Raw genomic sequence first — 21839 nt, forward strand, 5'->3', positions numbered from 1 at the left:
CGGTGATTTCGAGGCCGCCGTCGCCCGCCTGCGCCGCCACGACCGATCGCGGCCCGGCCGAGCAGAGAAATAGGCGACGTTGGGGCCACCGACCTCTTCCTTGAAGGCCAGCGCGGCGCCACCCCACCAGAGCCGCACCGCAGCCGGGTCGATGGTCGGCTAGGTGGACGCGGCATCGTAGGCCTCGGTCAGCCAGGCGCGTATCTCGTCGTCGACCTCCTCCGGTCTGGTGAGGGCCACGACGCTGACCACCATGCCGGCGGAGGCGCGCATCGTGCGGCGGATCCGGTCGTGTTCGATCGCGTGCGGCAGCACCAGCAGCAGGTCGACGGCCCGGGCGCGTGGGCGTACCTCGGCCAGGGTCCGATCCGTCTTGAGGAAGACGCCGACCTTGACCGCGTCGAGATGGACCGGCCCGAGGTCGTCGACCTGCGCCGCGATCGCGTCGAAGATCTGGCGCCACTCGGGGCGGTGCGGCGCGAAGGTCTCCTCGATCGTGCCGGCCGGCACGCAGACGTGGGACTGGTTGGTCCGGCCGAACTCGCGCTCACACGACGGACAGGTCCACCTGCTCATCGCCACTCACCTCCCGCCGGGCCAGCGCCACGGTGACACCGTCGAGAAGGAGGCGCAGCCCGGACTCGAAGACCGCCTCGATGTCGTAGTCGAACCCGTGCTCAGTGACGTAGCGCAGGCCCGGAGAGTGCTCGGGCGCCGCGCCCAACACGGCCTCGATCTCGTCGCCGTGCAGGTCGGCCCATTCGTCGTTGGTGACGCCGGTGTCCTCGCGCGCGCGTAACTCCGCCTCGAGACTCACCGCACAGGCCCGCACGTGCCCGAAGAGGGACAGGTGGATGTGCATCATCTCGTCGACGTCGAACCCGAGTGCGCGCAAGGTGTCGAGACTCCATTCCGAATAGGCCATCAGGTGAGGCAGCAGCTGCGGCCGCGTCAGTGACAGCGGATCGGCGGCCCAGGGATGGGCGGCGAAGACCTGCCACATCTGCCGCGCGGCGGTCTCGAGCCGGGCCCGCCAATGCGTTGGTCGCTCGTCGGGCAGCGGCCGCTCGGCGAAGACGGCGTCGAGCATCGCCAGGACCAGCTCGTCCTTGCCCGGCACGTGCCGGTAGAGCGACATGGTGGCCACGCCCAGGTCGGTGGCGACGCGCCGCATCGTCAACATGGACAGGCCTTCGGCGTCAGCGATCGCGATGGCCGTGCGGACGACCCGCGGGCGATTGAGCTCCACGTCGCCGGCCCGGCGTAGTCGCGGTGACCCCACGCCGTGGAACCCGCCGGCATGTGCCGGGACGGTCGGCTCGACCACCATCTCGACCGACGGGCTGCTCCGCTCGATGACCACACTGCCGGCGCCGGACCGGGTCTCGACCAGGCCCGCTTCGCGGAGCGAGTTGATCACCTTCGTGGCCGTCGCCATCGCGACACCCCACTCGCGGGTGATCTCCCGGGTCGACGGGATGCGATCGCCCGGCGTCAGCTCACCGCGCGCGATCCGCTCCCTGATCTCGGCCGCGATCCGCCGGTAGGGCGCTTCCTCCGCCATCGGACGCTCACCTCCTCCGTACTAGTGCGTTGCGAGCCTAACACGACGATAGCTAGTGCGCTATACAACGTACGCCCACGTCTTGTACGGTGTACGCGTCGAGCACGCACAAGGAGGCAGCGACCATGAACGTCCTCATCTCTGGAGCCGGCATCGCCGGATTGGGACTCGCCCACTGGCTCGGTCGGCACGGCATCGGCGCGACCGTGGTGGAGCGCTCGCCCGCCCTCCGCTCGGGTGGCCAGGCCATCGACATCCGCGGGGCGGGCCGCACGGTCGTCGAGCGGATGGGCATCCTCGACGCCATCCGGGACAGACACACCGGGACACACGGCATCATGTACGTCGATCGCGCGGGCAAGCCGGTCGCGCGCATGGGCGGCGACGACTTCGGCCACTCGGGCGGGGTGGTGGCCGAGATCGAGATCCTCCGCGGCGACCTGGTGCGGATCCTGCGCGAGGCGGCGCCCGAGGCCGAATATCTCTTCGACGACCACATCACGGCGCTGCGCGACGAGGCCGACGGCATCACCGCCACCTTCCACCGTGCGCCGCCCCGGACCTTCGACGTGGTCGTCGGCGCCGACGGTCTCCGCTCGGGCGTGCGCGCGCTGGCGTTCGGAAACGACCGGCGGCACGTACGCGATCTCGGGATGTACTCCTCTTTCTTCGCCGCCCGCACGTCGCTCGAGCTGGACGGCTGGGAGGTGATGTACAACCTGCCGGCCGGCAACGGCGTCGGCGGCCGGGTGCTGCTGCTTTATCCCGTCGGCCGCGACGGCGAGGTGCGGGCGATGTTCTCGTGGGCCTCCCCCGCGCTCGGCCACGACCGGCGCGACACCGCCGCCCAGAAGGCGCTGCTGGCGGAGGTTTTCGCAGGCGCCGGCTGGGAGATCCCGCACCTGATCGACCAGATGTGGCAGGCCGACGACTTCTACTTCACCCGCAGCGGTGCGACCGAGCTCGACCGCTGGTCGCGCGGCCGGGCCACGCTGCTGGGCGACGCCGCGTTCGCGGGCTCGCTCGGCATGGGCACGAGCATGGCGCTGGTCGGCGCCTACGTGCTGGCCGGCGAGCTCGCGACGGCGGCCGACCCGGCGGCGGCGTTCGCGGGCTATGAGGAGGGCATGCGGGACTACGTCACCCGCAACCTCAAGCGGCCGCCGGGCGGCGACCGCGGCTTCGCGCCCGCCTCGCGGGCCGGCATCTGGCTACGCAACCAGGTCGTCCGCACGATGACCAAGCTGCCGGGCAAGAGCGCGCTGACCGGCAACCTACAGGCAGCGGCCGACGCCATCGCCTTGAAGGACTATCCGCTGCCAACCGCGACCCGCTGACGGCGACCGGGCGTCTTGACCGCCGCCCGCCGCGCCCCGCTGGCGGCTGCCGGCGCGGCCGGAAGGCCGCACCGGACGGAACGCCACACGGGCTGGAACGCCGCGCGGGCCGGAAGGCCGCGCGGGGACCGGAAGGCCGCGCGGGGACCGGAAGGCCGCGGGGGGACCGGAAGGCCGCACAGACCGGAAGGCCGCACAGACCGGAAGGCCGCACAGACCGGAAGGCCGCACAGACCCGAAGGCGGAGGGCCGCACGGGCTAGAACGCCGCGCGGGCCGAAAGGCCGCGCGGACCGGAAGGCCGCGCGGACCGGAAGGCCGCACGGACCCGGAAGGCCGCACGGACCCGGAAGGCCGCACGGACCCGGAAGGCCGCACGGACCCGGAAGGCCGCACGGACCGGAAGGCCGCACGGACCGGAAGGCCGCACGGACCGGGAGGCCGCACGGACCGGAAGGCAGCCGTGGTCCAGGAACGGCGGATGGGCTGGCTATTTGCCCATGCCGTCGATGGCCGACATCTCTTCGGCGGAGAGTTCGAAGCCGAAGACGTCCCCGTTGTCGCGAATGCGGGACGGGGTGACCGACTTGGGGATGACGACGATTCCATGTTGGATGTGCCAGCGGACGACGACCTGGGCGGCGGAGACGCCGTGGGCTTCGGCGATGCGGGTCAGCACCGGGTCACCCAGGCGGGTGGTCTTGAAGGGGCTGTAGCCCTCGAGCACCACGCCGCGTTCGTGGTGGCCTTGGACCTCGGCCTTGTCGTAGAGGCGGGGGCCCCACTTGATCTGGTTGACCGCGGGCGCCAAGCCGGTCTCCGCGATCAGCTCGTCGATCTGGGCGAGCGAGTAGTTGCTCACGCCGATCGAGCGGGTCTGGCCCGCGTCCCGGATTTCGATCATGCGGCGCCAGTTGTCGACCAGGCCGCCGCGGTGCGGTGGCCAGTGGATCAGCCAGAGGTCCAGCTGGTCGACGCCCAGCAACTGCAGGCTTTCGTCCATGGTGCGCTGTTCGCGGCCGACCCGATCAGGCGGGAGTTTGGTGGTGATGAAGATGTCCTCGCGGGGGACGCTGCTCTCCGCGACCGCGCGGCCGACCAGGTCCTCGTTGCCGTACGCGGTGGCGGTGTCGATCAACCGGTACCCGCTGTCGAGGGCCGCGCCGACGGCCCGGTACGCGCTCTCGCCGTGGGCCTGCCAGGTTCCGAAGCCCAGCAACGGCATCCGGACATCGCCGGGCAGCTTGACGGTTGGTTGTGCGGTCGATGAGGTCATGACCTTCCCTACCCGTTCATCAAGGTGGCATGCCCGTCGCCCGGGGCGATGCGCGACGGCGGCCCATCCCGGACAATATCGTCATGCCCGACCGGCTGGAGGAATACCGCCGTAAGCGTGACGCGGGACGCACGCCCGAGCCGGTGCCCGAGGCCGCGCCGGAACCGGCCGGCAACGACCGGTTCGTGATCCAGCAGCACCACGCCCGGGCGTTGCACTGGGACCTGCGGCTCGAGCGCGACGGCGTGCTGGTCTCCTGGGCCGTGCCCCGCGGGTTGCCGCGCGATCAGGTGCGCAACCACCTCGCGGTGCACACCGAAGATCACCCGATGGAGTACCTGACGTTCCACGGGGACATTCCGGCCGGCGAGTACGGCGGTGGGCGGATGACCGTGTTCGACACCGGCACCTACGAGACGGAGAAGTGGAAGCCCGACGAGGTCATGTTCACCCTGCACGGGTCGCGGGCGTCGGGCCGCTACGTGTTGTTCCGGACCGGGCGGCCCGAGCCCGGCAAGCGCGAGGACTGGATGATCCGGCGCATGTCGCCGCCGGCCGAAGGGTGGGAGCCGCTGCCGGATCTGATCCGCCCCGCGCGACCGACGCCGGCCGACACGCTGCCCGAGCCCGACGACGCGTGGGCGTTCGAGATGCGCTGGGACGGCACACGGGCTGTGGCCTATGTGTCCGGTGGGCGGGTGCGCCTCCTGTCAATGTCCGATCAGGACATCAGCGGCGCCTACCGGGCGGTCCGCGACCTCGGGCCGGCCCTCGCGCCGACCGAGGCCGTGCTCGACGGCGAGATCGTCGCGTTCGACCGGCAGGGTCGGGTCAGGCCCGCGCCGACCACCGCGGCGGGGCGGCGGCCGCCGCCGGGCCTGACGATCAGCTACCTGGCCTACGACCTGCTGTGGCTCGAAGGCCGGCGGACCGTCGATCTGCCCTACACCCAGCGGCGGGAACTGCTCGACGGCCTCGCGCTCTCCGGACCGTCGTGGCAGACGCCACCGTCCTTCCAGGGCGGCGGCGAGTTCGCGCTCGCCGCCGCGGCCGAGCAGGGTCTGCCGGGCGTGGTCGCCAAGCGCCTCGACGCCGGCTACACACCAGGCCGCCGCACAAAGGACTGGCTCCGCATCGACGCTGCCTGACCGCCACACCGACCAGCACGCCGGTCAGCGTCACACCCGCTACCCCGGGCCCCGAGCCGGAACCGACCACGGAAGCGGCTCGGGTCCCGGCTCGGGCTCCGGCTCCGGCTCGGGCTCCGGCTCCGGCTCCGGCTCGGGCTCGGGCTCGGGCTCCGGCTCCGGCTCGGGCTCCGGCTCCGGCTCCGGTTCGTCCGGCTCCGGCTCCGACTCCGGCTCGCAACCAAGCCGCCGAACCCGAACGCGCTCTGCGGAGGGCAGAAGTCTTGTTCGGCGCGAGCGAAGCGGATACGTGCGGAACAGGGCCGGCCCGGCGGGCAAAACCACCGGGCCGACTCCGACGACCAACCCGCTACTTCGGAGGCTCGTCCTGGCCGCTTTCCTCCATCCGGTCCGCCTCCTCCTTGGTGCTGTGGACGGCGCCGGGTGAGTGCTCGGGCGGCCCGTACACCGTGTAGAGCACCAGAGGATAGGGGCCGGTGTTGACGAAGTTGTGTTTGGTGCCGGCGGGCACGAACACGAGATCACCCGCGCTGACCGGCTTCTTCTCGCCGCCCACCCGAGCCTCGCCAACCCCACTGACGAACGTCAGGAGCTGGTCCGTCGTCTCGTGGACCTCCTCGCCGATCTCACCGTCCGGCGGGATGGTCATGACCACCAGCTGCGTGTATTTGCCGGTCGCCAGCACCCGGCGGAAGTCGGGGTTCTTCTCGGCGACCACCGCGATCGTGAAATGTTCCATGCTCCTTCCATACCCGGCCGATTAATGATGCGAACGAGGTTTGACACATCTGATCGGCGGGCAGTGAGCCGGTTAACCAAGTCCTCGTCGATGTACCGCCCCCGGGCTGCACCGACGGGAGACGGTAAGACTCCCGGCCGCGGCGGGACACCGGCGCCGCGGTGCGGGAGTATTAAACGTTCGGCGAATGGTCCGCTGCCACCCGCGCGCGATTGACTGCATCGCACAGGGGCGGCATGGATGACCAGCAGCGGCAACGTCGACATCTGGCCGGCGGTGGGCACGCGCCCGGCCGGCCGGCTCGACCCTGTCATCGAGATCGACCGCGACGTCGACTGGCAGCCGCCCGAGCCGCGGCCGTGGAGCACCCGGACCCGCATCCTCGCCGCCGGCGTGACGGCCGCCGTGGCCGCGACCGTCTGGTTCGCCGGCATCGCCACGCCGAACGACCTCGCTCCGATCTTCCGCCGCGCCGGCACGGCCGAGGCGATGGCGCTCGACGACAGCCGCGCCTACGTCTCCGGCGGCAATGCCGTCCGCGCGTACCAGCTCAGCGACGGCGCTCAACTCTGGTTCCGCCGCGTCGTCGGCCTCGCCCACCTGATCGCCCTCGACGATGACCGCGTCGCGATCGCGACCGTCGACGTGGGCCAGCGCCCCGAGGTCTGGGTGCTCGACGGCCGCACCGGCGCGGTCCTCTGGCAACGCCAGACCCGCTACGTCGCGCGCGCCGGCGACGTGCTCGTCGTCAACGGGCCGCGCGACGGCGACACGCTGCCGCTGCGCGGCCTGGCCACGACCGACGGGACTCCACGCTGGACGGTCGAGATGGAGCCCACCGTCATGGTCGCCGGCGTCACCGGCCCGCTGCGGACCGACCAGGTCGAGGTCCTCCCCGGCCACCTGCGCGTCCGCGACCTGACCAGCGGCCGCGTCGTCGTCGACACCGAGCAGGACGGAGCGATCAGCGCCACCGTCGTCAACGGCACGGCCATCCTCGTCGACCAGCAGGGCATGATCTCGGCGTACGACGCCGGTGACGGTCGCCGGCTCTGGCGCCAGCCGACCCCGGTGCACGGCATCTTCGAGTCGTTCGCCGACTGCGGCCGCTACCTCTGTCACGTCAACGACCGCGGCACGATCGCCCTCGAACGGTTGACCGGGCGTCGGGCGTGGAAGGCCGACAAGCGCTACCTGACGGCGCCGGTCGACGAGGAGCACATGTTCGTCGCGGAGACGTTCGAGGGCTTCGACGGGTCCGGCACGGCCGTCGTCGACCCGCGCAACGGCGGGGTCCGCACCACCACGGCCCCGTGGCGCGGGCTCGGCGTCATCGAGGATTCAGAACTCCTGGTCTGGCGGTACGACGGCCCGCGCCAGCAACTCATCGGCCTGTTCGACGCCGTCAGCACACGCACCCGGATCATCGGCCGGGCCGACGACTGGGCGGCCGCGCCGACCTGCGTCACCAGCGCCCGCCACGTGCTCTGCGCCAGCGTCTTCGAGATCGCCGTCTGGCCCCGCTGACACCGGCCGAAAGAGTCCCTCGAAGGAAGGACGAACTGGAGAGACCGGCCAACTTCCTGCGATTATCGCATTTCCCGGTCATTTTCCCTCTGGAGCCTTATGAACAGCCAGACGCTGGCGGCCGAATTCGCGACTCGCACGTCCGGCTTCTGGTCCTACATGACGCGCGAGGCGTTGGCGGACTGGGTGGTACGCGCGGACGTCGAGCCACAGCCCTTCGGCGCCCTCCCATCGGCCGGCCCGCGGCTGCCGGGGCTGATCCGCGCGATCAACGACGCCGACGCCAAGAGCCTGCGCGAGGTCGCCCTCGGCATCGCCGGCATCGTCATCCGCACCACGGTGCCGGCCGCCGCCGAGTCCGCGGGCCAGCACTGGCTACTGACCCCGTACGCCAATGGCGCCGAACGCTGGTTCCGCCTCACCGTCGGCATGTGCTGGGCGGCCGAGATCAGCTACTTCGACGACGGCCGGATCACCACGGTGTTCCGGATGGCCGACTCGCCGGTCAGCCGCGCCCTGGCCGACGGCTCGCTGCGCACCGAGGACCTCACCAAGTTCGGCATCACCCGGCGCACCGACGGCCTGCGCACGTTCGCCGAGGACGCCGCCGTCTACCACTGCCCCGACATCGACGCCCTGCTCTGGTTCCTCGACCAGCCGCCGATCGCCGAGGCCATCAGGCTGATGAACGCTCGCCTGGTCGCGTCCGGCCAGTTCGCGTGGCACAAGAACTACGACCCGGACCTCGCCGACGAGGCCTGGGCCGCCGCCGAGGCGCTCGCCCTGCCCGACCCGCTCGACCTGCCGACAACCACCGACAACGAGACATCGGTGTACGCGGGCCGCGAGGCGATCGGCGACTTCCCTGAGTCGCAGGCGGTGAACGCCGAAGCCCACGAAGCCGCCCGGGACGAGCACGATCGCCTGCTGGTGCTCCTGATGACCAAGCTCAACGACATCGGCATCAAACCGTTCCAACCGACGGAGCCCAAGGTCGACCTGGCCTGGCGGAGCCCCGACGGACGGCTGCACATCGCCGAGGCGAAGAGCGCTCTCGGTCCGACGGAGACCGACCGACTCCGCCTGGGTCTCGGCCAGGTGCTGGACTACCGGCACCGCCTGACCAGCGACGGCGCCCGGCCCCAGGCGTACCTGCTGGTGTCCACTCTCGAGGACCTCACCTGGCACGCCGTCTGCGCCGACGTCGGCGTCCGCCTGCTCGTCGCCGCGAAGCCGGCGACCTGGAACCTCTCCTGAAGCGAAGCGAAGCGGAGCCTCAAGCAAACCGCCGGGCCCGTGGATCACCACGGGCCCGGCGTCGTGCGGCGGCGGATCAGTCGTGCGGTCGGTAGTCGCCTCGGCTGGTGGCGTTCACGAAGGATTGCCAGGCCGTGCGGCTGAAGGTGAGGACGGGGCCGGTCTTGTCTTTAGAGTCACGGACGCCGATTTCGCTTCCCAGCTTTGCCCATTCGACGCATCCGCCGTTGGCACCGCTGTAAGTCGACTTCGTCCAGGTGACTGCTTCGTCACTCATTGTACAACTCCTCCGAGAGCGCCCGGATTGCGCGAGTCGATTGTGCACGGTCAAGCGCTCGCTTGGAAGCGCTGAGCCAGATCGACTCGTACATATCCACCTCTCGGGTCTTATCCAGATAGAGCGCACCGGTCGGACCGTCGCTGTAGACGGTCGGCGGTTCCGATTCGCGCCCCCGTTGTTCCGGGAACTCGAGAATCGCGAAACCACCACCCGATGCCCACATATGCAAACCGGCAGCGAGCGGAAGCATACGCACAGTGACATTTGGACGGTCATTCGCCTCGGCGAGATAGCGCAATTGCCCTGCCATCGCGGACCGGTCCTGCAGCGGCCGTCGCAGCACCGCCTCGCTGAGGATGACCTCGAGCGTCGGCGCCGGCGGGAGCCGCCTGGTCAGCAGGTTCTGGCGCTCCATCCGCACGGCCAGGCGCCGCTCCTGCTCCTCGGGCGTCAGGTCGGGATGGTCCAATGCGATCACTTCCCGGGTGTACGCCTTCGTCTGCAGCAGTCCCGGCACGATGTCGCTCTGCAGATAACGGACTCGACTGGCTGCCGACTCGAGGCCCACGTACAACTCGAACCAACTCGGGAGAGCGTCGCTGTAGGACTGCCACCAACCCTTCGCCTTGGTCTCGCGGGCCAGCGCCACCAACGCCTCGGTCAGATCCGAAGTGGCACCGTAGAGGTCGCACATCGCCTTGACGTCGAGGGCGCGCATCCCTACTGTTCCGTTTTCGATCCGCCAGATCCGTGGCGTCGACCATTCCAGCGCATCGGCCGCCGCCTTGACGGTGACCTGGGCGTCTTCGCGAGCCCTTCTCAGGTATCGGCCGAGTTGCCGGCGCGGAACGGTCGAACCGTGGTCCTCGGTCGGCATGTTCGTTCCTCCCCGGACAGCATTTCCGTAGTGGACACCCACAGATCATTGCGTCTTCGTACCGCGTGGGCGGAATTCTGCTCCGTAACATTGCGTTTGGGAAGGCTCAAGCCCAACCTTTAACACATGACCAGTCGGAAGCGGCGAAATCCACCGGCAGGGCCGAGGCGGCAATCATGATCGACGCTGGAAATGTGATCGAATGCCCGCCCGGCAGCTGGAAGTTCACCGGATCGCCGCACACCTTGTTCCTGCGCGTCGAAAGGGTGCGCGACGACCTGTCGGGCTTCTACGAGGGCGAGGTCTGGCTCGAGGGCCAGCAGCTGGCCCGCGACGGCACGCCGATGGGCCGCCTGCAGGCGCTGGTCACCGTGGAACGGATCCGGGTGCTCCAGCCATAGCCGGCGTCAGCCCGATCGCCCCGCGCCGGCGGAACAGCATCAGGGAGAGCCCCGCGGCCCCGATCGCCAGCAGGCCGGCGACGTACCAGGCGAGATTGTAGGTCCCGAGCTGGTCCCGGACGATGCCGGCCGCCGACGCCGCGACCGCGGCGCCCACCTGGTGCGACGCGAACACCCAGCCGAACACCACCGCGCCCCGGTCGCCGAAGTACTCCCGGCACAGCGCCACCGTCGGCGGCACCGTCGCCACCCAGTCCAGCCCGTAGAACAGGATGAACACCACCATCGACGGGCGGACGTCGTCGCCGAACAGCGCCGGCAGCAGCAACAGCGACCCACCGCGCAGCGCGTAGTAGGCGCCCAGCAGGATGCGGCTGTCGAACCGGTCGGTCAGCCAACCCGAGGCGATCGTGCCCGCGATGTCGAACAGGCCGATCAGCGCGAGCAACGACGCCGCGGTCGTCTCGGTCATGCCGTGGTCGTGCGCCGCCGGGATGAAGTGGGTGCCGACGAGACCGTTGGTGGTCGCGCCGCAGATCGCGAACCCCCCGGCGAGCAGCCAGAACGCCCGGGTTCGGGACGCGTCGCGGAGCGCGCCGACCGCACGCCGCGCGGCGCCACCGGCCGGCACCGGCGGCACGACCTCGGTCGCGCCGTAGGCCGGCAGGCCCAGGTCGCTCGGATGGTCGCGCAACAGCCAGAGCACCAGGGGCACGACGGCCAGCGCGGCCCCGGCGACCACCAGCGCGGCGGTCCGCCAGCTCGACCGCTCGACCAGCAGCGCCAGCACCGGCAGGAAGATCAACTGGCCGGTCGCGCCGCCGGCGGTGAGCACGCCCGTGACCAGGCCGCGCCGCTTGACGAACCAGCGGCCGGTGACGGTGGCCACGAACGCCAGCGCCATCGAACCCGTGCCGACCCCGACCATGACGCCCCAGAGCAGGATGAGCTCGGCGCTCGTGCGCATGAACACCGTCAGCCCGCTGCCCAGCGAGACCAGCAGCAGTGCGGCCGCCACCACCCGCCGGATGCCGAACCGGTCCATCAGCGCGGCCGCGAACGGCGCCGTGAGCCCGAAGAGCAGCAGGTTGACCGAGACCGCGGCGGAGATCGTGGCGAGCGGCCAGCCGAACTCGGCGTGCAACGGGTGGATCAGCACACTCGGGGTGGCACGGAACCCGGCCGCGCCGATCAGCGCCACGAAGGCGACGGCGGCCACGAGCCAGGCAGGGTGAACGAGACGGCGCACGACAGAGAGCATGCGTGACCGGGGGTACGCGCCGCGAGTGGCCCGACAGCCATCATGCGCAATAATTCGGCCATGACGCATCGCATCGCCGTGCTGGCCCTCGACCACGTCGTCGGTCTCGACCTCGGTACCCCCGCCCAGGTCTTCGGCACGGCCCGCGACGCCGCCAACCAGCGCTTCTACGAGGTCAGCGTGTGCACGGCCGGCGGTCGCCCGGTTCGCTGCACCGCCGGCTACACGGTCCACCCCGACCACGACCTGGCCCTGGCCGAGACGGCCGACACCGTGATCGTGCCCGGCATCCACGACGGGCCGCCGCTGACCGACGGCGTGGTCGACCCCGAGGTGGCCGCGGCGCTCCGGGCGGCCCACGCCCGCGGCGCGCGCGTGATGTCGATCTGCACAGGCTCGTTCGTGCTGGCCGCCGCCGGGCTCCTCGACGGGCGGCAGGCCACGACCCATTGGGCGTACGCCGAGCGGTTCCGCCGCTTCCACCCCACCGTCGACCTGGACCCGGGCGTGCTCTTCGTCGACGACGGCGACCTCCTCACGTCGGCCGGGGTGGCCGCCGGGATCGACCTGTGCCTGCACGTGATCCGCCGCGACCACGGCGCGGCCGTGGCCAACCACGCCGCCCGGCGGTGCGTCGTGCCGCCGTGGCGCGACGGCGGGCAGAAGCAGTTCATCGAGCGCCCGCTGCCGGACGGCGACGGCGCCGCGTCGACGGCGGGCACCCGGTCCTGGACGCTCGAACGGCTCGGCGAACCGGTGACCCTGGCCGCGATGGCCGCGCACGCCAACATGAGCGTGCGGACGTTCACCCGGCGGTTCCGCGAGGAGACCGGGGTCAGCCCGGCCCGCTGGCTGCTGCGGCAGCGCACCGACCACGCGCGGCGGCTCCTGGAGACCACCGAGCTCGGCGTCGACCAGGTCGCGCGGCACGCCGGCTTCGGCACGGCGGCGGCGCTACGCCAGCAGTTGCACGCCGCGATCGGTGTGTCACCGACCACGTACCGGCGCACGTTCCGACCCCCCACTGGCGAGCGGGTGCCGCGATAGGCGACTATGCCTCGCATGCGACCGGAGGAGCGGCCGGGAGGCCGGGTGTACGGCGGCGGCGGTCCCGACTACGGAGACCCGCCCGCCGGACGCCCCCCATACGGCGAACCGACCAGCGGCGGCCCGGCACCAACCAGCGACGGCGGCGCCGTCTACGGCGGCCCGACCAGCGGAGGCCCCACCTACGGCACGCCCACCAGCGGCGGCCCCACCTACGGCTCCCCCACCAGCGGAGGCCCCACCTACGGCACGCCCACCAGCGGCGGCCCCACCTACGGCTCCCCCACCAGCGGGGCCCCCACCTACGGCAGCCCCACCAGCGGAGGCCCGAGCTACGGCGGCGGGCCCGTCTACGGCGGCGGCCGCCCCGCGGGCGGCCGGTCCGGCCGCGGCGCCCGGCCCGGCGGCACCCCGCCCGGCCGCGACCCGATCCTGCTCGGCGCCCTGGCGATCGGCGTCATCGGGATCATCCTCGGCATCCTGTTCGCGACCGGCGTCTTCGCCGGCGACGACCCGGCGCCCACGCCACCGCCCGCCACCCAGCCGGCCTCCCCGGCACCGACCACCGCGGGCGGCTAAGCCGCCGCCGCGCCGCGCCGCCCCCGCCGCGCACGGATGTAATCCGACACCACGTAGGCGCCGAGGTCGTCGGACGAGGGCGTGAAGACCCGGCCCCCGCTTCGCCGCGCCACCGCGTCGACGAACCGGCGCAGGCCCGGGTCCTCGCCGAGCATGAACAGGTTCATGGTGGCGCCGTAGCGGGTCAGCCGGTCCACCTCCTGCACCGTCGCGGTGATGGTCTCCCGGGTCGGGGGCCACATGAACACCGGGTAGCCGTCGTCGTCGACGTGCGCGGTCGGTTCGCCGTCGGTCACGATCAGGACGACCGGCTCGGAGCCCGGGTGCCGGCGCAGGTGGCGGCCCGCCTGGCGGAGCGCGTCGTGCAGGTTGGTGCCCTGCTCGTAGTCGGGCTCGATCGCGGCCAGCTCCGCCTGCGACAGCGGCGCCGCCGAGCGGCCGAAGCCGATGATCTGCAGCGCGTCCTGCGGGAACCGGGTGGCGACCAGGTGCGAGAGGGCCAGCGCGGTCTGCTTCATCGGGCCCCAGCGGCCCTCGGCCACCATCGAGAACGACAGGTCGACGCAGAGCGCCACCGCGGCCGACGCGCGCCGCTCGGTCTCGACGACCTCGAAGTCCTCGACCTCGAGCCGCACCGGCACGCCGGCACCGCCCCGGGCCACCGCCCGGGTCACGGTGCGGACGACGTCGAGCGGCTGCTCGTCGCCGTACTCCCAGGGTCGGGATGCGCCCGTCACCTCGCCGGCCGCGCCCGCGTCGCGCAGGTCGTGCTGGCCCCGCCGGCCGGCGGTGAGGTCGGCGAAGACACGGCGCAGGGCCGTGCCCCCGAGCCGGCGCAGCGCCTTCGGCGACAGGGTCAACCCGTCGGCGGTACGCGTGACCCAGCCCTGCCGGCGCATCTCGCGCTCGAGCTCCTGGAGCCGGCGCACGTCGTCGGCGGCGGACCGCCCGAGGGCCCGCTCGACCGACTCCACGTCGACGTCGTCGAGGGTCGCGCCCGGATGTTCCTGGCCGAGCTGGTCGATCAGGTCGTCCAGCTCGCCGATCTCCTCCAGGGCGCCGGTGGCCTCGCCGTACCCGAGCGGCTCGTCGCCCCGCATCCGTTCCCGGCGCTCCCAGGCCAGGTCGGGGCGCAGCGCGCGCAGGTTGTCGTTGAGCCGCGCCATCTGCTGGGCCAGGTCCCCGTTGCCGAGCGCCTGCTGCATCAGCGACGCCAGCTCCTCCTGCTGCTGCGGCGAGAGCGAGCGCATGAGCCGCTCCCCCGCCGCCGCCCGTCGGGCCAACGCGTCGACGAGCTCGTCGACCGACGAGGGGTTCTCGGGGAAGTAGTCGCCGTGCCGGCGCATGAACTCGGCGAACTGGTCGGTGGTGTCCTCACCGCGGGCGTGCCGGTCGAGCAGCGCGTTGAGGTCACGCATCATCTCGGCCACGGCCTGCTGGGCCGCCGGATCCTGCAGCCCTTCGCGCAGCCCCCGGAAGCGCTGCTCGACGACCTCGTTGCGCAACCCGTCGAGGATCTGCTGGTAGCGCTGCCGCCCCTCCTCGCTGGCCCAGTCGTAGTCGCGCAGCTCCTCGACGGCCCGCGCGGTCGACCGCGGCAGATTGTCCAACATCGCCTCGTTGAACCGGGCGGCATCGTCGTCCCGCGCGGCCAACGACTCCCGCTCGGCGGCCAGGGCCTGGTCGAGCAGCTGCTGCGCCCGGGTCACCGCGCCGTCGAGCTGGCCGCGGCGCATCGCGTCCCGGCGCATCCGGCGGGCCCGGGCCTGGAGGTCGTCGAGGCCGCCGCGGCCCTGGAGACCACGCCGCAGCAGGTTGCGCAGCGCGTCCCGCAGCGAGCCACCCTCCAGGACCTCGGCGCCGACGTCGTCGACCGCGGCCCGCACGTCGTACGGGGGCGCGAGCGGGTCAGGCCCACCCGACCACGCTCCGTAGCGGTTGCGCTTCATTCCCGGCTGCCGTACATCGTGCGTCCCTCGCCACTGACCTTGGACATCCGCCGGGTCAGGTGCAGGCCTTCGAGCACGAACTCGACGCCGGCGGCCGCCTCGCCGCGAGTCGGCGCGTCGCCCAGGCCCAGCCGGTCGAGCACCTTGGCCAGGCCCGGCAGGGTGCCGACCTGGCGGAGGATCTCGTCGGCCGGCACGAGCTCGCCGGTCTCGACGATCTCGCCCTCGGCGACCAGGTTGACGAAGCTGGACAGGTCGAGACCGGCGAGCCGGGCGCGGAAGGTCTCGGCGGTGGCCGTACGCAGCAGGTGGGCCAGGATCTCGATCTCGCGCCCCTCCTCGCCGCTCTCGAACTCGACCTTGCCGCGCAGGGTGCTGGTCACCGACTCCGCGTCGCCGATCCGGGCCACCGCCTCGGACTCGCCGAGCAGGCCGGAGCGACGCAGCGCGGCGGCGGCGACCGTCTCGGCCGCCGCGATCGGGAACCGCGCCGACACGCCGGAGCGGGCGTCGACCGACGGCGACTCGCGGACCCCACGGGCGAACCGCGCGACCACTTCGAGGACATGATCGGGTACGACGGCCGCCAGCTGGGCCTCCTGGCGCACCAGATCGAGCTCGAGGTCGAGCTCCAGCGGGTAGTGCGTGCGGATCTCGGCGCCGAACCGGTCCTTGAGCGGCGTGATGATCCGGCCGCGGTTGGTGTAGTCCTCGGGGTTGGCACTGGCCACCAGCAGCACGTCGAGCGGCAGCCGCAGCTGGTAGCCGCGGATCTGGATGTCACGCTCCTCGAGCACGTTGAGCAAGCTGACCTGGATCCGCTCGGCCAGGTCGGGCAGCTCGTTGACGGCGAAGATGCCGCGGTTGGTGCGCGACACGAGTCCGAAGTGGATCGTCTCGGGGTCGCCGAGGGTGCGGCCCTGTGCCACCCGGATCGGGTCGACGTCGCCGACGAGGTCGCCGACGCTGGTGTCCGGTGTGGCCAGCTTCTCGCCGTAGCGCATCGAGCGGTGCAGCCAGGCGACCGGCTGGTCGTCGCCGTTCTCCGCGACCTCGCGGCGCGACGAGGGCGTCAGCGGGTGCAGGGGGTGTTCGTTGAGTTCGGAGCCGGGGATGACGGGTGTCCACTCGTCGAGCAGGTCGACCAGCGAGCGGATCAGCCGGGTCTTGCCCTGGCCACGCTCGCCCAGCAGCACCATGTCGTGACCGGCCAGGATGGCCCGCTCGACCTCCGGCAGCACCGTCTGGTCGTAGCCGACGATGCCCGGGAACCGGGGCTGGCCGGAGCGCATCCGCTCCAGCAGGTTGGCCCGGAGCTCCTCCTTGACCGTCCGGTAGGTGTGGCCGGCGGCACGCAGCTCCCCGACCGTGCGGGGCAGGTCGTGCGGCGAAGTATCTGTCACCTCACCGACGCTATCTCGCGACCCGCCCCGCGCGACAAGATCAGCTTTCGCTGTCGTTGTCCCGGGTGGCGTCGGCGGGAATGTCCTCGCCGGCCGCCCGGGCGCGGTCGGCCTCCGCGTCGCTCGCGCCGACCGTCTCGCCGGCGTCCGGCGTCTCGGTCTCGTCCTCGGTCAGCTTGCCGGCGACGAACGCGCCGGCCGCGGCGGCCGGGAGGTTGCTTCCGGATGGTGTCGTCACGACGACCTCCTTGTCTAGGCAGCGAGAAATACCCCCGGACGGGCACGGGAAACAATGGACAGGCGAGCCGGGCTGTAACTAGTGTGATGGGCTATGAGTCCTTACCTTGACGCGGCCGCGTGGCAGGAGAGCTGGGATCGCCAGCAGGAGGCGTTCCTGCCGGACCGCGAGGAGCGGTTCACCGCGATGCTCGACATCGTCGAGGCCGTCGCCGGCCCGGCGCCCCGGGTCCTCGACCTGGCCGGCGGCACCGGCTCGATCTCGCTGCGGGCGCTGCGTCGATTTCCCCGCGGCACCACGACGCTGGTCGACGTCGACCCGGTGCTGCTCACCATCGCCCGGGCAAGCCTCGACGACCGCACCGCGATCGTCGCCACCGACCTGCGCGACCCGGCCTGGAGTCGCGAGCTGCCGCACGACGGCTACGACGCGGTGCTCAGCGCCACCGCGCTGCACTGGCTCGACGCGGACCGGCTGGCCACCCTCTACGGCGAGGTCGCGACCCTGCTGCGGCCGGGCGGTGTGCTGGTCAACGCCGACCACATGCCCGACGCGGGCCTGCCCGAGCTCAGCGCCACCCTGCGCGACCGGGCCCGCGACCGCCGCACCGCCCGCTACGCCGCCGGGGCCGCGCTCTCCTGGCCGGGCTGGTGGGACCTGGTCGCCCAGGACGAGACGCTCGCCCCCCGCTTTGCCGAACGTAAGGAGATCTTCGACAGCACCCAGCACAACGACTGGACCCCGCCGGCCGAGTGGCACGTCACGGCCCTGCGCGCCGCCGGCTTCCGCGAGGTCGGCCTGGCCTGGCGCGGCGGCACCGACGCCGCCGTGGTCGGCGTCCGCTAGAGCGAAGCCGGCCGGTAGCGGCCCAGCGCCACGCCCAGGCCGATCATCCCGGTCGCGCCCGCGCACAACATCATTCCGACGAGGCGGAGCCCGGGCCCGCCGCCGAGCGGCACGACGGCGGCGAGCCCGTACGCGACGCCCCCGACGACCGCCGGCCGGACCAGCCGTCGGCGCAGCCGGGGCCGGTGGTTCGCGTTGTAGGCCAGCAGCGTGACCGTCGTCGCGAACACGAACGCCGCGACCGCCAGGGCCACCGCGAACGGGCGCACCGTCGGCCCGATGTCCGAGGCATCGACGGACGCCACGACGAAGATCATGAAGAACAGCGGAATCGAGGCCACCAGGCCCCAAGAGTTGGCGGCATCCCACGGCTCGACGCGCGGCCACGGCCGGACGGCGCCAGCCGGCCGCCAGAGCGCGACGGCCAGGCCGACGAGGCCCACCGCCCCGATGGCGAAGCCGAGCACGAGATACCAGTTCGGCCAGGCGACCAGGGCTGCGTCATCGTCGGCACGGCCAGCACCCAGGCGGCGACGGCGACCACGCGGCGCGCTCGGAGGTCGCTGACGAACCGCGCGCTGACCGCGGCCGCGGCGGCCGCCGCGAGCGTGGCGAACGCGATCTGCGGCGTGGCCTCGCCCAGCAGTCCGGCCAGCGGCGAGCCCGGCGGCGCCAAAGCCTCGAACAGTGCGGCCCGGCCCGTGCCGAACAGCGCGGCGACGGAGAACCAGCCCGGAGCCCGCTCAGCGACCGCCATGGCCCGCAGGGTAGCGGGCTAGGGCTCGCGACGGGTGCGCTGGCGGGCGGCCTCGTAGAGCACGATCGTGGCCGCCGCCGCCGCGTTGAGGGACGAGGCGGCGCCGCCGATCGGGATGCGGACCATCTCGTCGGCGGCCTGCCGCAGGGCGCTGCTCAGGCCGACGGTCTCGTTGCCGACCAGCAGCAGCGTCGGCCCGCGCAGGTCCGCGTCCGCGACGTCGACCGTGGCCCGCTCGTCGGTGCCGACCAGCCGCAGCGGCGCCGCCCACTCCAGGACCTCGGCGGTCGCCGACGTCCGGACCACCGGCAGCGCGAAGATCGACCCGGTGCTGGCCCGCACCGCGCGGGGGTCGTAGGGGTCGGCGGCGTGCCCGCACACCACCAGGCCCTCGGCCCCGAACGCGTCCGCGGAGCGGATCAGGGTGCCCAGGTTGCCGGGCGAGGTCGGCCGGTCGAAGAGCACGTAGAGCGGCGCCCCGGCCCGGTCGGGCACGTGGTGACCGAGCCGGTCCAGCCGGTCCGGCGGCAGGCCGACGACCGCGACCAGCTCCGCGTCGGACTTCTCCCCCAGCTCTGCGTGCAGCTCAGGAGCCATCTCGACCGGCTCGACCACCTTGTCGAGCAGGGTGGCCGCCCACTCGGACAGCCGCCGGCCGGCCGGAAAGATCAACTGTCGGATCTCCCAGCCGTGCTCGACCGCCAGGCTGATCGGGCGTACGCCCTGCACCAGGAACTCGCCCGCCCGCTGGCGCTTGTTGCGGTTGGTCAGCAGCGCCTGCCACTGCTGGAACGCCGCGTTCCGCGTCGTGATCTTCACCGGTCCACCTCATTCCGCACGGCGCTGTGTTTACCATCGTCGGACTCGGAAGGGGTGTGAAGTGGGTATTCCGCAGCGGGCGCGCGTCGTGGTGATCGGCGGTGGGGTGATCGGCACGTCGGTCGCCTACCACCTGGCGGCCGCCGGGTGGACCGACGTCGTGCTCCTCGAACGCGACAAGCTGACCTCCGGCACCACCTGGCACGCGGCGGGGCTCATGGTCACCTTCGGCTCGCTCTCCGAGACCTCGACCGAGATGCGGAAGTACACCCGCGACCTCTACGCCCGGCTGGAGGCCGAGACCGGCCAGTCCACCGGCCTCAAGCAGGTCGGGTTCATCGAGGTGGCGGCCGACGAGGACCGGCTCGAGGAATACCGCCGGGTGTCGGCGTTCAACCGCTACTGCGGCATCGACGTGCAGGAGATCGGCCCCGGCGAGATCAAGGAACTGTTCCCGCTCGCCCGCACCGACGACCTGCTGGCCGGCTTCTACGTCGCCGACGACGGGCGGGCCAACCCCGTCGACGTGACGATGGCCCTGGCCAAGGGCGCTCGGCTACGCGGCGCCACGATCGTCGAGGGCGTGCCGGTGACCGGCGTGCTGCGCTGCGGCGGCACCGTGACCGGCGTGCGCACCCCGCAGGGCGACATCGAGGCCGAGTACGTCGTCAACTGCGCCGGCATGTGGGCCCGGCAGCTGGGCGAGCAGGCCGGGGTGAGCATCCCGCTGCAGGCCGCCGAGCACTACTACCTGATCACCGAGCCGATCGACGGCGTGACCGGCGACCTGCCGGTGCTGGAGGACCCGTCCTCCTACGGCTACTACCGCGAGGAGGGCGCCGGCCTGATGGTCGGCCTCTTCGAGGCGGAGTGCGCCCCCTGGCACGTCGACCGGGTCCCCGAGTCCTTCTCGTTCGGCACGATCCCGCCCGACTGGGACCGGATGGCGCCCTACCTGGAGAAGGCGATGGCCCGCGTCCCGATCACCGGCGAGGTCGGCGTGCGCACGTTCTTCTGCGGCCCGGAGTCGTTCACGCCCGACCTGTCGCCGGTCTTCGGCGAGGCGCCGGAGCTGCGCAACTATTTCGTCGCCGCCGGGCTCAACTCGATCGGCATCCTGACCGGCGGCGGCATCGGCCGCGCGTTGGCCCAGTGGATCGTCGACGGGCGGCCCGACGTCGACGTGACGGGGATGAACATCGACCGGCTGGAGCGCTACCAGTCCACACCGGACTACCGCGCGACGCGTACGGTCGAGTCGCTCGGCAAGGTCTATGCCACCCACTTCCCCGGCCTGTCGATGAAGACCGCGCGCGGCGCGAAGCTGTCGCCGGTGCACTCGCGGCTGGTCGAGCAGCGCGCCTACTTCCGCGACGTCAGCGGCTGGGAGGGCGCCGACTGGTACGCGCCGGAAGGCGCGCAGCCCCACGTGGAGAAGCTCTCCTGGGGTCGCCAGAACTGGTTCCCCTACTGGGAAGCCGAGCACCGCGCCTGCCGCGAGGGCGTGATCCTGATGGACATGTCGTTCATGTCCAAATACCTGGTACGCGGCGACGACGCGGGCACCGCCCTCGACCACCTGTCGGCCGGGGCGGTCAACGGCGAGGCCGGCCGGATCACCTACACCCAGTGGCTCAACGAGGCCGGCACGCTGGAGGCCGACCTCACCGTCACCAAGCTCGCCGACGACGCGTTCTGGGTGGTCGCCTCCGACACGGCGCACCGGCACGCGCTGTCCATGATGGAGCGCGCGTTCGCCGGCCGGCACGCGTTCGTCACCGACGTCACCGGCGGCTGGGCCCAGCTCAACGTGCAGGGCCCGCGGTCCCGCGCGCTGCTCCAGTCGGTGACCAGCGCCGACCTGTCCGACGAGGCGTTCCCGTTCCGCACCGCCGGCGAGATCGACCTCGGCTTCGCGCGCGTGCTCTGCGTCCGCATCACCTACCTCGGCGAGCTGGGCTACGAGCTCTACATCCCGGCGGAGCAGGCGATCCACGTCTACGACCGGCTGACCGCGGCCGGAGCGGCGTTCGGCCTGCGGCACGCGGGCCTCAAGGCGCTGTCCAGCCTGCGGATGGAGAAGGGCTACCGCGACTACGGGCACGACATCGACAACACCGACTCGGTGCTGGAGGCCGGCCTCGGCTTCGCGGTGGCGCTGGACAAGCCGGGCGGCTTCGTCGGCCGCGACGCCGTGCTGGCCCGCAAGGCCGCCGGACCGCTGCACCGCCGCCTGGTCCAGGTGCTGCTGACCGACCCCGAACCGCTGATGTTCCACGGCGAGGTGGTCCGCCGCGACGGCGTTGCCGTGGGCTACGTGCGGGCCGCGTCCTACGGCTTCACCCTCGGCGGCGCGGTCGGTCTGGCCATGCTGAGCCGGGACGACGGCGCCGGGCTCGACCAGGCCTGGTTGGACGGTGGCGAGTGGACGGTCGAGGTGGCCGGCCGGACCGTGCCTGCCCGGTGCTCGCTGCGGCCCCTCTATGACCCGGCCAACACCCGCATCCGCGGATAGGTTCCCGATAGGCGCACCAG

Annotated in this window: 21 protein-coding genes; 9 read left to right on the top strand and 12 right to left on the bottom strand. The window is 72.1% G+C overall.

Annotation, left to right across the window (positions count from 1 at the left end; all coding sequences use genetic code 11):
• Positions 1-159: 159 nt before the first annotated feature.
• Positions 160-576 (bottom strand): DUF5655 domain-containing protein, encoded by a 417-nt coding sequence (locus tag O7635_RS02180; RefSeq protein WP_278078701.1) that lies wholly within the window; start codon positions 574-576, stop codon positions 160-162.
• Positions 548-1564, bottom strand: coding sequence for a GntR family transcriptional regulator (locus tag O7635_RS02185; RefSeq protein WP_278078702.1), 1017 nt, complete (start codon positions 1562-1564; stop codon positions 548-550). The genes O7635_RS02180 and O7635_RS02185 overlap by 29 nt, the downstream gene beginning before the upstream one ends.
• 125 nt (positions 1565-1689) lie before the next feature.
• On the opposite strand from O7635_RS02185, the gene O7635_RS02190 reads away from it, so the two are divergent.
• On the top strand, positions 1690-2901 hold the full coding sequence (locus O7635_RS02190) for an FAD-dependent monooxygenase (RefSeq protein ID WP_278078703.1): 1212 nt from the start codon (positions 1690-1692) through the stop codon (positions 2899-2901).
• Between the two features lie 489 nt (positions 2902-3390).
• On the opposite strand, the gene O7635_RS02195 is transcribed toward O7635_RS02190, so the two are convergent.
• The gene (locus O7635_RS02195) at positions 3391-4176 is read right to left on the bottom strand and encodes an aldo/keto reductase (protein WP_278078704.1); all 786 of its coding nucleotides are present in this window, start codon (positions 4174-4176) and stop codon (positions 3391-3393) included.
• 83 nt (positions 4177-4259) lie between these two features.
• Here O7635_RS02195 and O7635_RS02200 point away from each other — a divergent pair, with 83 nt between their 5' ends.
• Positions 4260-5324 carry a DNA polymerase ligase N-terminal domain-containing protein gene (locus tag O7635_RS02200; RefSeq protein ID WP_278078705.1) on the top strand — a complete coding sequence of 355 codons (1065 nt, stop codon included), beginning with the start codon at positions 4260-4262 and terminating at the stop codon, positions 5322-5324.
• A gap of 349 nt (positions 5325-5673) precedes the next feature.
• Here the strand turns inward: O7635_RS02200 and O7635_RS02205 are convergent, their stop codons facing one another.
• On the bottom strand, positions 5674-6063 hold the full coding sequence (locus O7635_RS02205; protein WP_278078706.1) for a cupin domain-containing protein: 390 nt from the start codon (positions 6061-6063) through the stop codon (positions 5674-5676).
• Between the two features lie 240 nt (positions 6064-6303).
• Between O7635_RS02205 and O7635_RS02210 the strand changes: the two genes are divergently transcribed.
• Positions 6304-7590: a PQQ-binding-like beta-propeller repeat protein gene (locus tag O7635_RS02210; RefSeq protein ID WP_278078707.1), complete on the top strand. Its 1287-nt coding sequence runs from the start codon at positions 6304-6306 to the stop codon at positions 7588-7590.
• A gap of 99 nt (positions 7591-7689) precedes the next feature.
• The gene (locus O7635_RS02215; protein WP_278078708.1) at positions 7690-8847 is read left to right on the top strand and encodes a hypothetical protein; all 1158 of its coding nucleotides are present in this window, start codon (positions 7690-7692) and stop codon (positions 8845-8847) included.
• A 76-nt stretch (positions 8848-8923) separates the two neighbouring features.
• Here the strand turns inward: O7635_RS02215 and O7635_RS02220 are convergent, their stop codons facing one another.
• Positions 8924-9124 carry a DUF397 domain-containing protein gene (locus O7635_RS02220; protein WP_278078709.1) on the bottom strand — a complete coding sequence of 67 codons (201 nt, stop codon included), beginning with the start codon at positions 9122-9124 and terminating at the stop codon, positions 8924-8926.
• Complete coding sequence (locus tag O7635_RS02225) at positions 9117-10004, bottom strand: helix-turn-helix transcriptional regulator (protein ID WP_278078710.1); 888 nt, start codon at positions 10002-10004, stop codon at positions 9117-9119. Before O7635_RS02225 ends, O7635_RS02220 begins: the two co-directional genes overlap by 8 nt.
• 176 nt (positions 10005-10180) lie before the next feature.
• Here O7635_RS02225 and O7635_RS02230 point away from each other — a divergent pair, with 176 nt between their 5' ends.
• Complete coding sequence (locus tag O7635_RS02230) at positions 10181-10405, top strand: hypothetical protein (protein WP_278078711.1); 225 nt, start codon at positions 10181-10183, stop codon at positions 10403-10405.
• Here the strand turns inward: O7635_RS02230 and O7635_RS02235 are convergent.
• Entirely contained in the window at positions 10371-11666 is a 1296-nt protein-coding gene (locus O7635_RS02235; protein ID WP_278078712.1) for an MFS transporter, read from the bottom strand. The two genes, O7635_RS02230 and O7635_RS02235, sit on opposite strands and share 35 nt — an antisense overlap.
• A gap of 42 nt (positions 11667-11708) precedes the next feature.
• Here O7635_RS02235 and O7635_RS02240 point away from each other — a divergent pair, with 42 nt between their 5' ends.
• A complete protein-coding gene (locus tag O7635_RS02240; RefSeq protein WP_278078713.1) occupies positions 11709-12713 on the top strand; it encodes a DJ-1/PfpI family protein in 1005 nt (334 codons plus the stop codon).
• Positions 12714-12728: 15 nt separating this feature from the next.
• Complete coding sequence (locus tag O7635_RS02245) at positions 12729-13292, top strand: hypothetical protein (protein WP_278078714.1); 564 nt, start codon at positions 12729-12731, stop codon at positions 13290-13292.
• Here the strand turns inward: O7635_RS02245 and O7635_RS02250 are convergent.
• From O7635_RS02250 to O7635_RS02260, 3 genes are read right to left on the bottom strand one after another with little or no spacing between them, the layout of a single operon-like run.
• Positions 13289-15241, bottom strand: a complete 1953-nt coding sequence (locus O7635_RS02250; RefSeq protein WP_278078715.1) for a hypothetical protein — start codon at positions 15239-15241, stop codon at positions 13289-13291. The two genes, O7635_RS02245 and O7635_RS02250, sit on opposite strands and share 4 nt — an antisense overlap.
• Positions 15238-16644 carry a sigma 54-interacting transcriptional regulator gene (locus tag O7635_RS02255; RefSeq protein WP_278078716.1) on the bottom strand — a complete coding sequence of 469 codons (1407 nt, stop codon included), beginning with the start codon at positions 16642-16644 and terminating at the stop codon, positions 15238-15240. Before O7635_RS02255 ends, O7635_RS02250 begins: the two co-directional genes overlap by 4 nt.
• Before the next feature lie 40 nt (positions 16645-16684).
• Positions 16685-16882, bottom strand: coding sequence for a hypothetical protein (locus tag O7635_RS02260; protein ID WP_278078717.1), 198 nt, complete (start codon positions 16880-16882; stop codon positions 16685-16687).
• A 93-nt stretch (positions 16883-16975) separates the two neighbouring features.
• Between O7635_RS02260 and O7635_RS02265 the strand changes: the two genes are divergently transcribed.
• On the top strand, positions 16976-17728 hold the full coding sequence (locus O7635_RS02265) for a class I SAM-dependent methyltransferase (RefSeq protein WP_278078718.1): 753 nt from the start codon (positions 16976-16978) through the stop codon (positions 17726-17728).
• On the opposite strand, the gene O7635_RS02270 is transcribed toward O7635_RS02265, so the two are convergent.
• Together O7635_RS02270 and O7635_RS02275 are read right to left on the bottom strand one after the other, a co-directional pair.
• Entirely contained in the window at positions 17725-18195 is a 471-nt protein-coding gene (locus tag O7635_RS02270) for a hypothetical protein (RefSeq protein WP_278078719.1), read from the bottom strand. The genes O7635_RS02265 and O7635_RS02270 overlap by 4 nt on opposite strands.
• Positions 18196-18503: 308 nt before the next feature.
• The gene (locus O7635_RS02275; RefSeq protein WP_278078720.1) at positions 18504-19304 is read right to left on the bottom strand and encodes a TrmH family RNA methyltransferase; all 801 of its coding nucleotides are present in this window, start codon (positions 19302-19304) and stop codon (positions 18504-18506) included.
• 61 nt (positions 19305-19365) lie between these two features.
• Here O7635_RS02275 and O7635_RS02280 point away from each other — a divergent pair, with 61 nt between their 5' ends.
• Positions 19366-21819: an FAD-dependent oxidoreductase gene (locus O7635_RS02280; RefSeq protein WP_278078721.1), complete on the top strand. Its 2454-nt coding sequence runs from the start codon at positions 19366-19368 to the stop codon at positions 21817-21819.
• Positions 21820-21839 lie beyond the last annotated feature (20 nt).

Source organism: Asanoa sp. WMMD1127 (genome assembly GCF_029626225.1).
Lineage (GTDB): Bacteria > Actinomycetota > Actinomycetes > Mycobacteriales > Micromonosporaceae > Asanoa.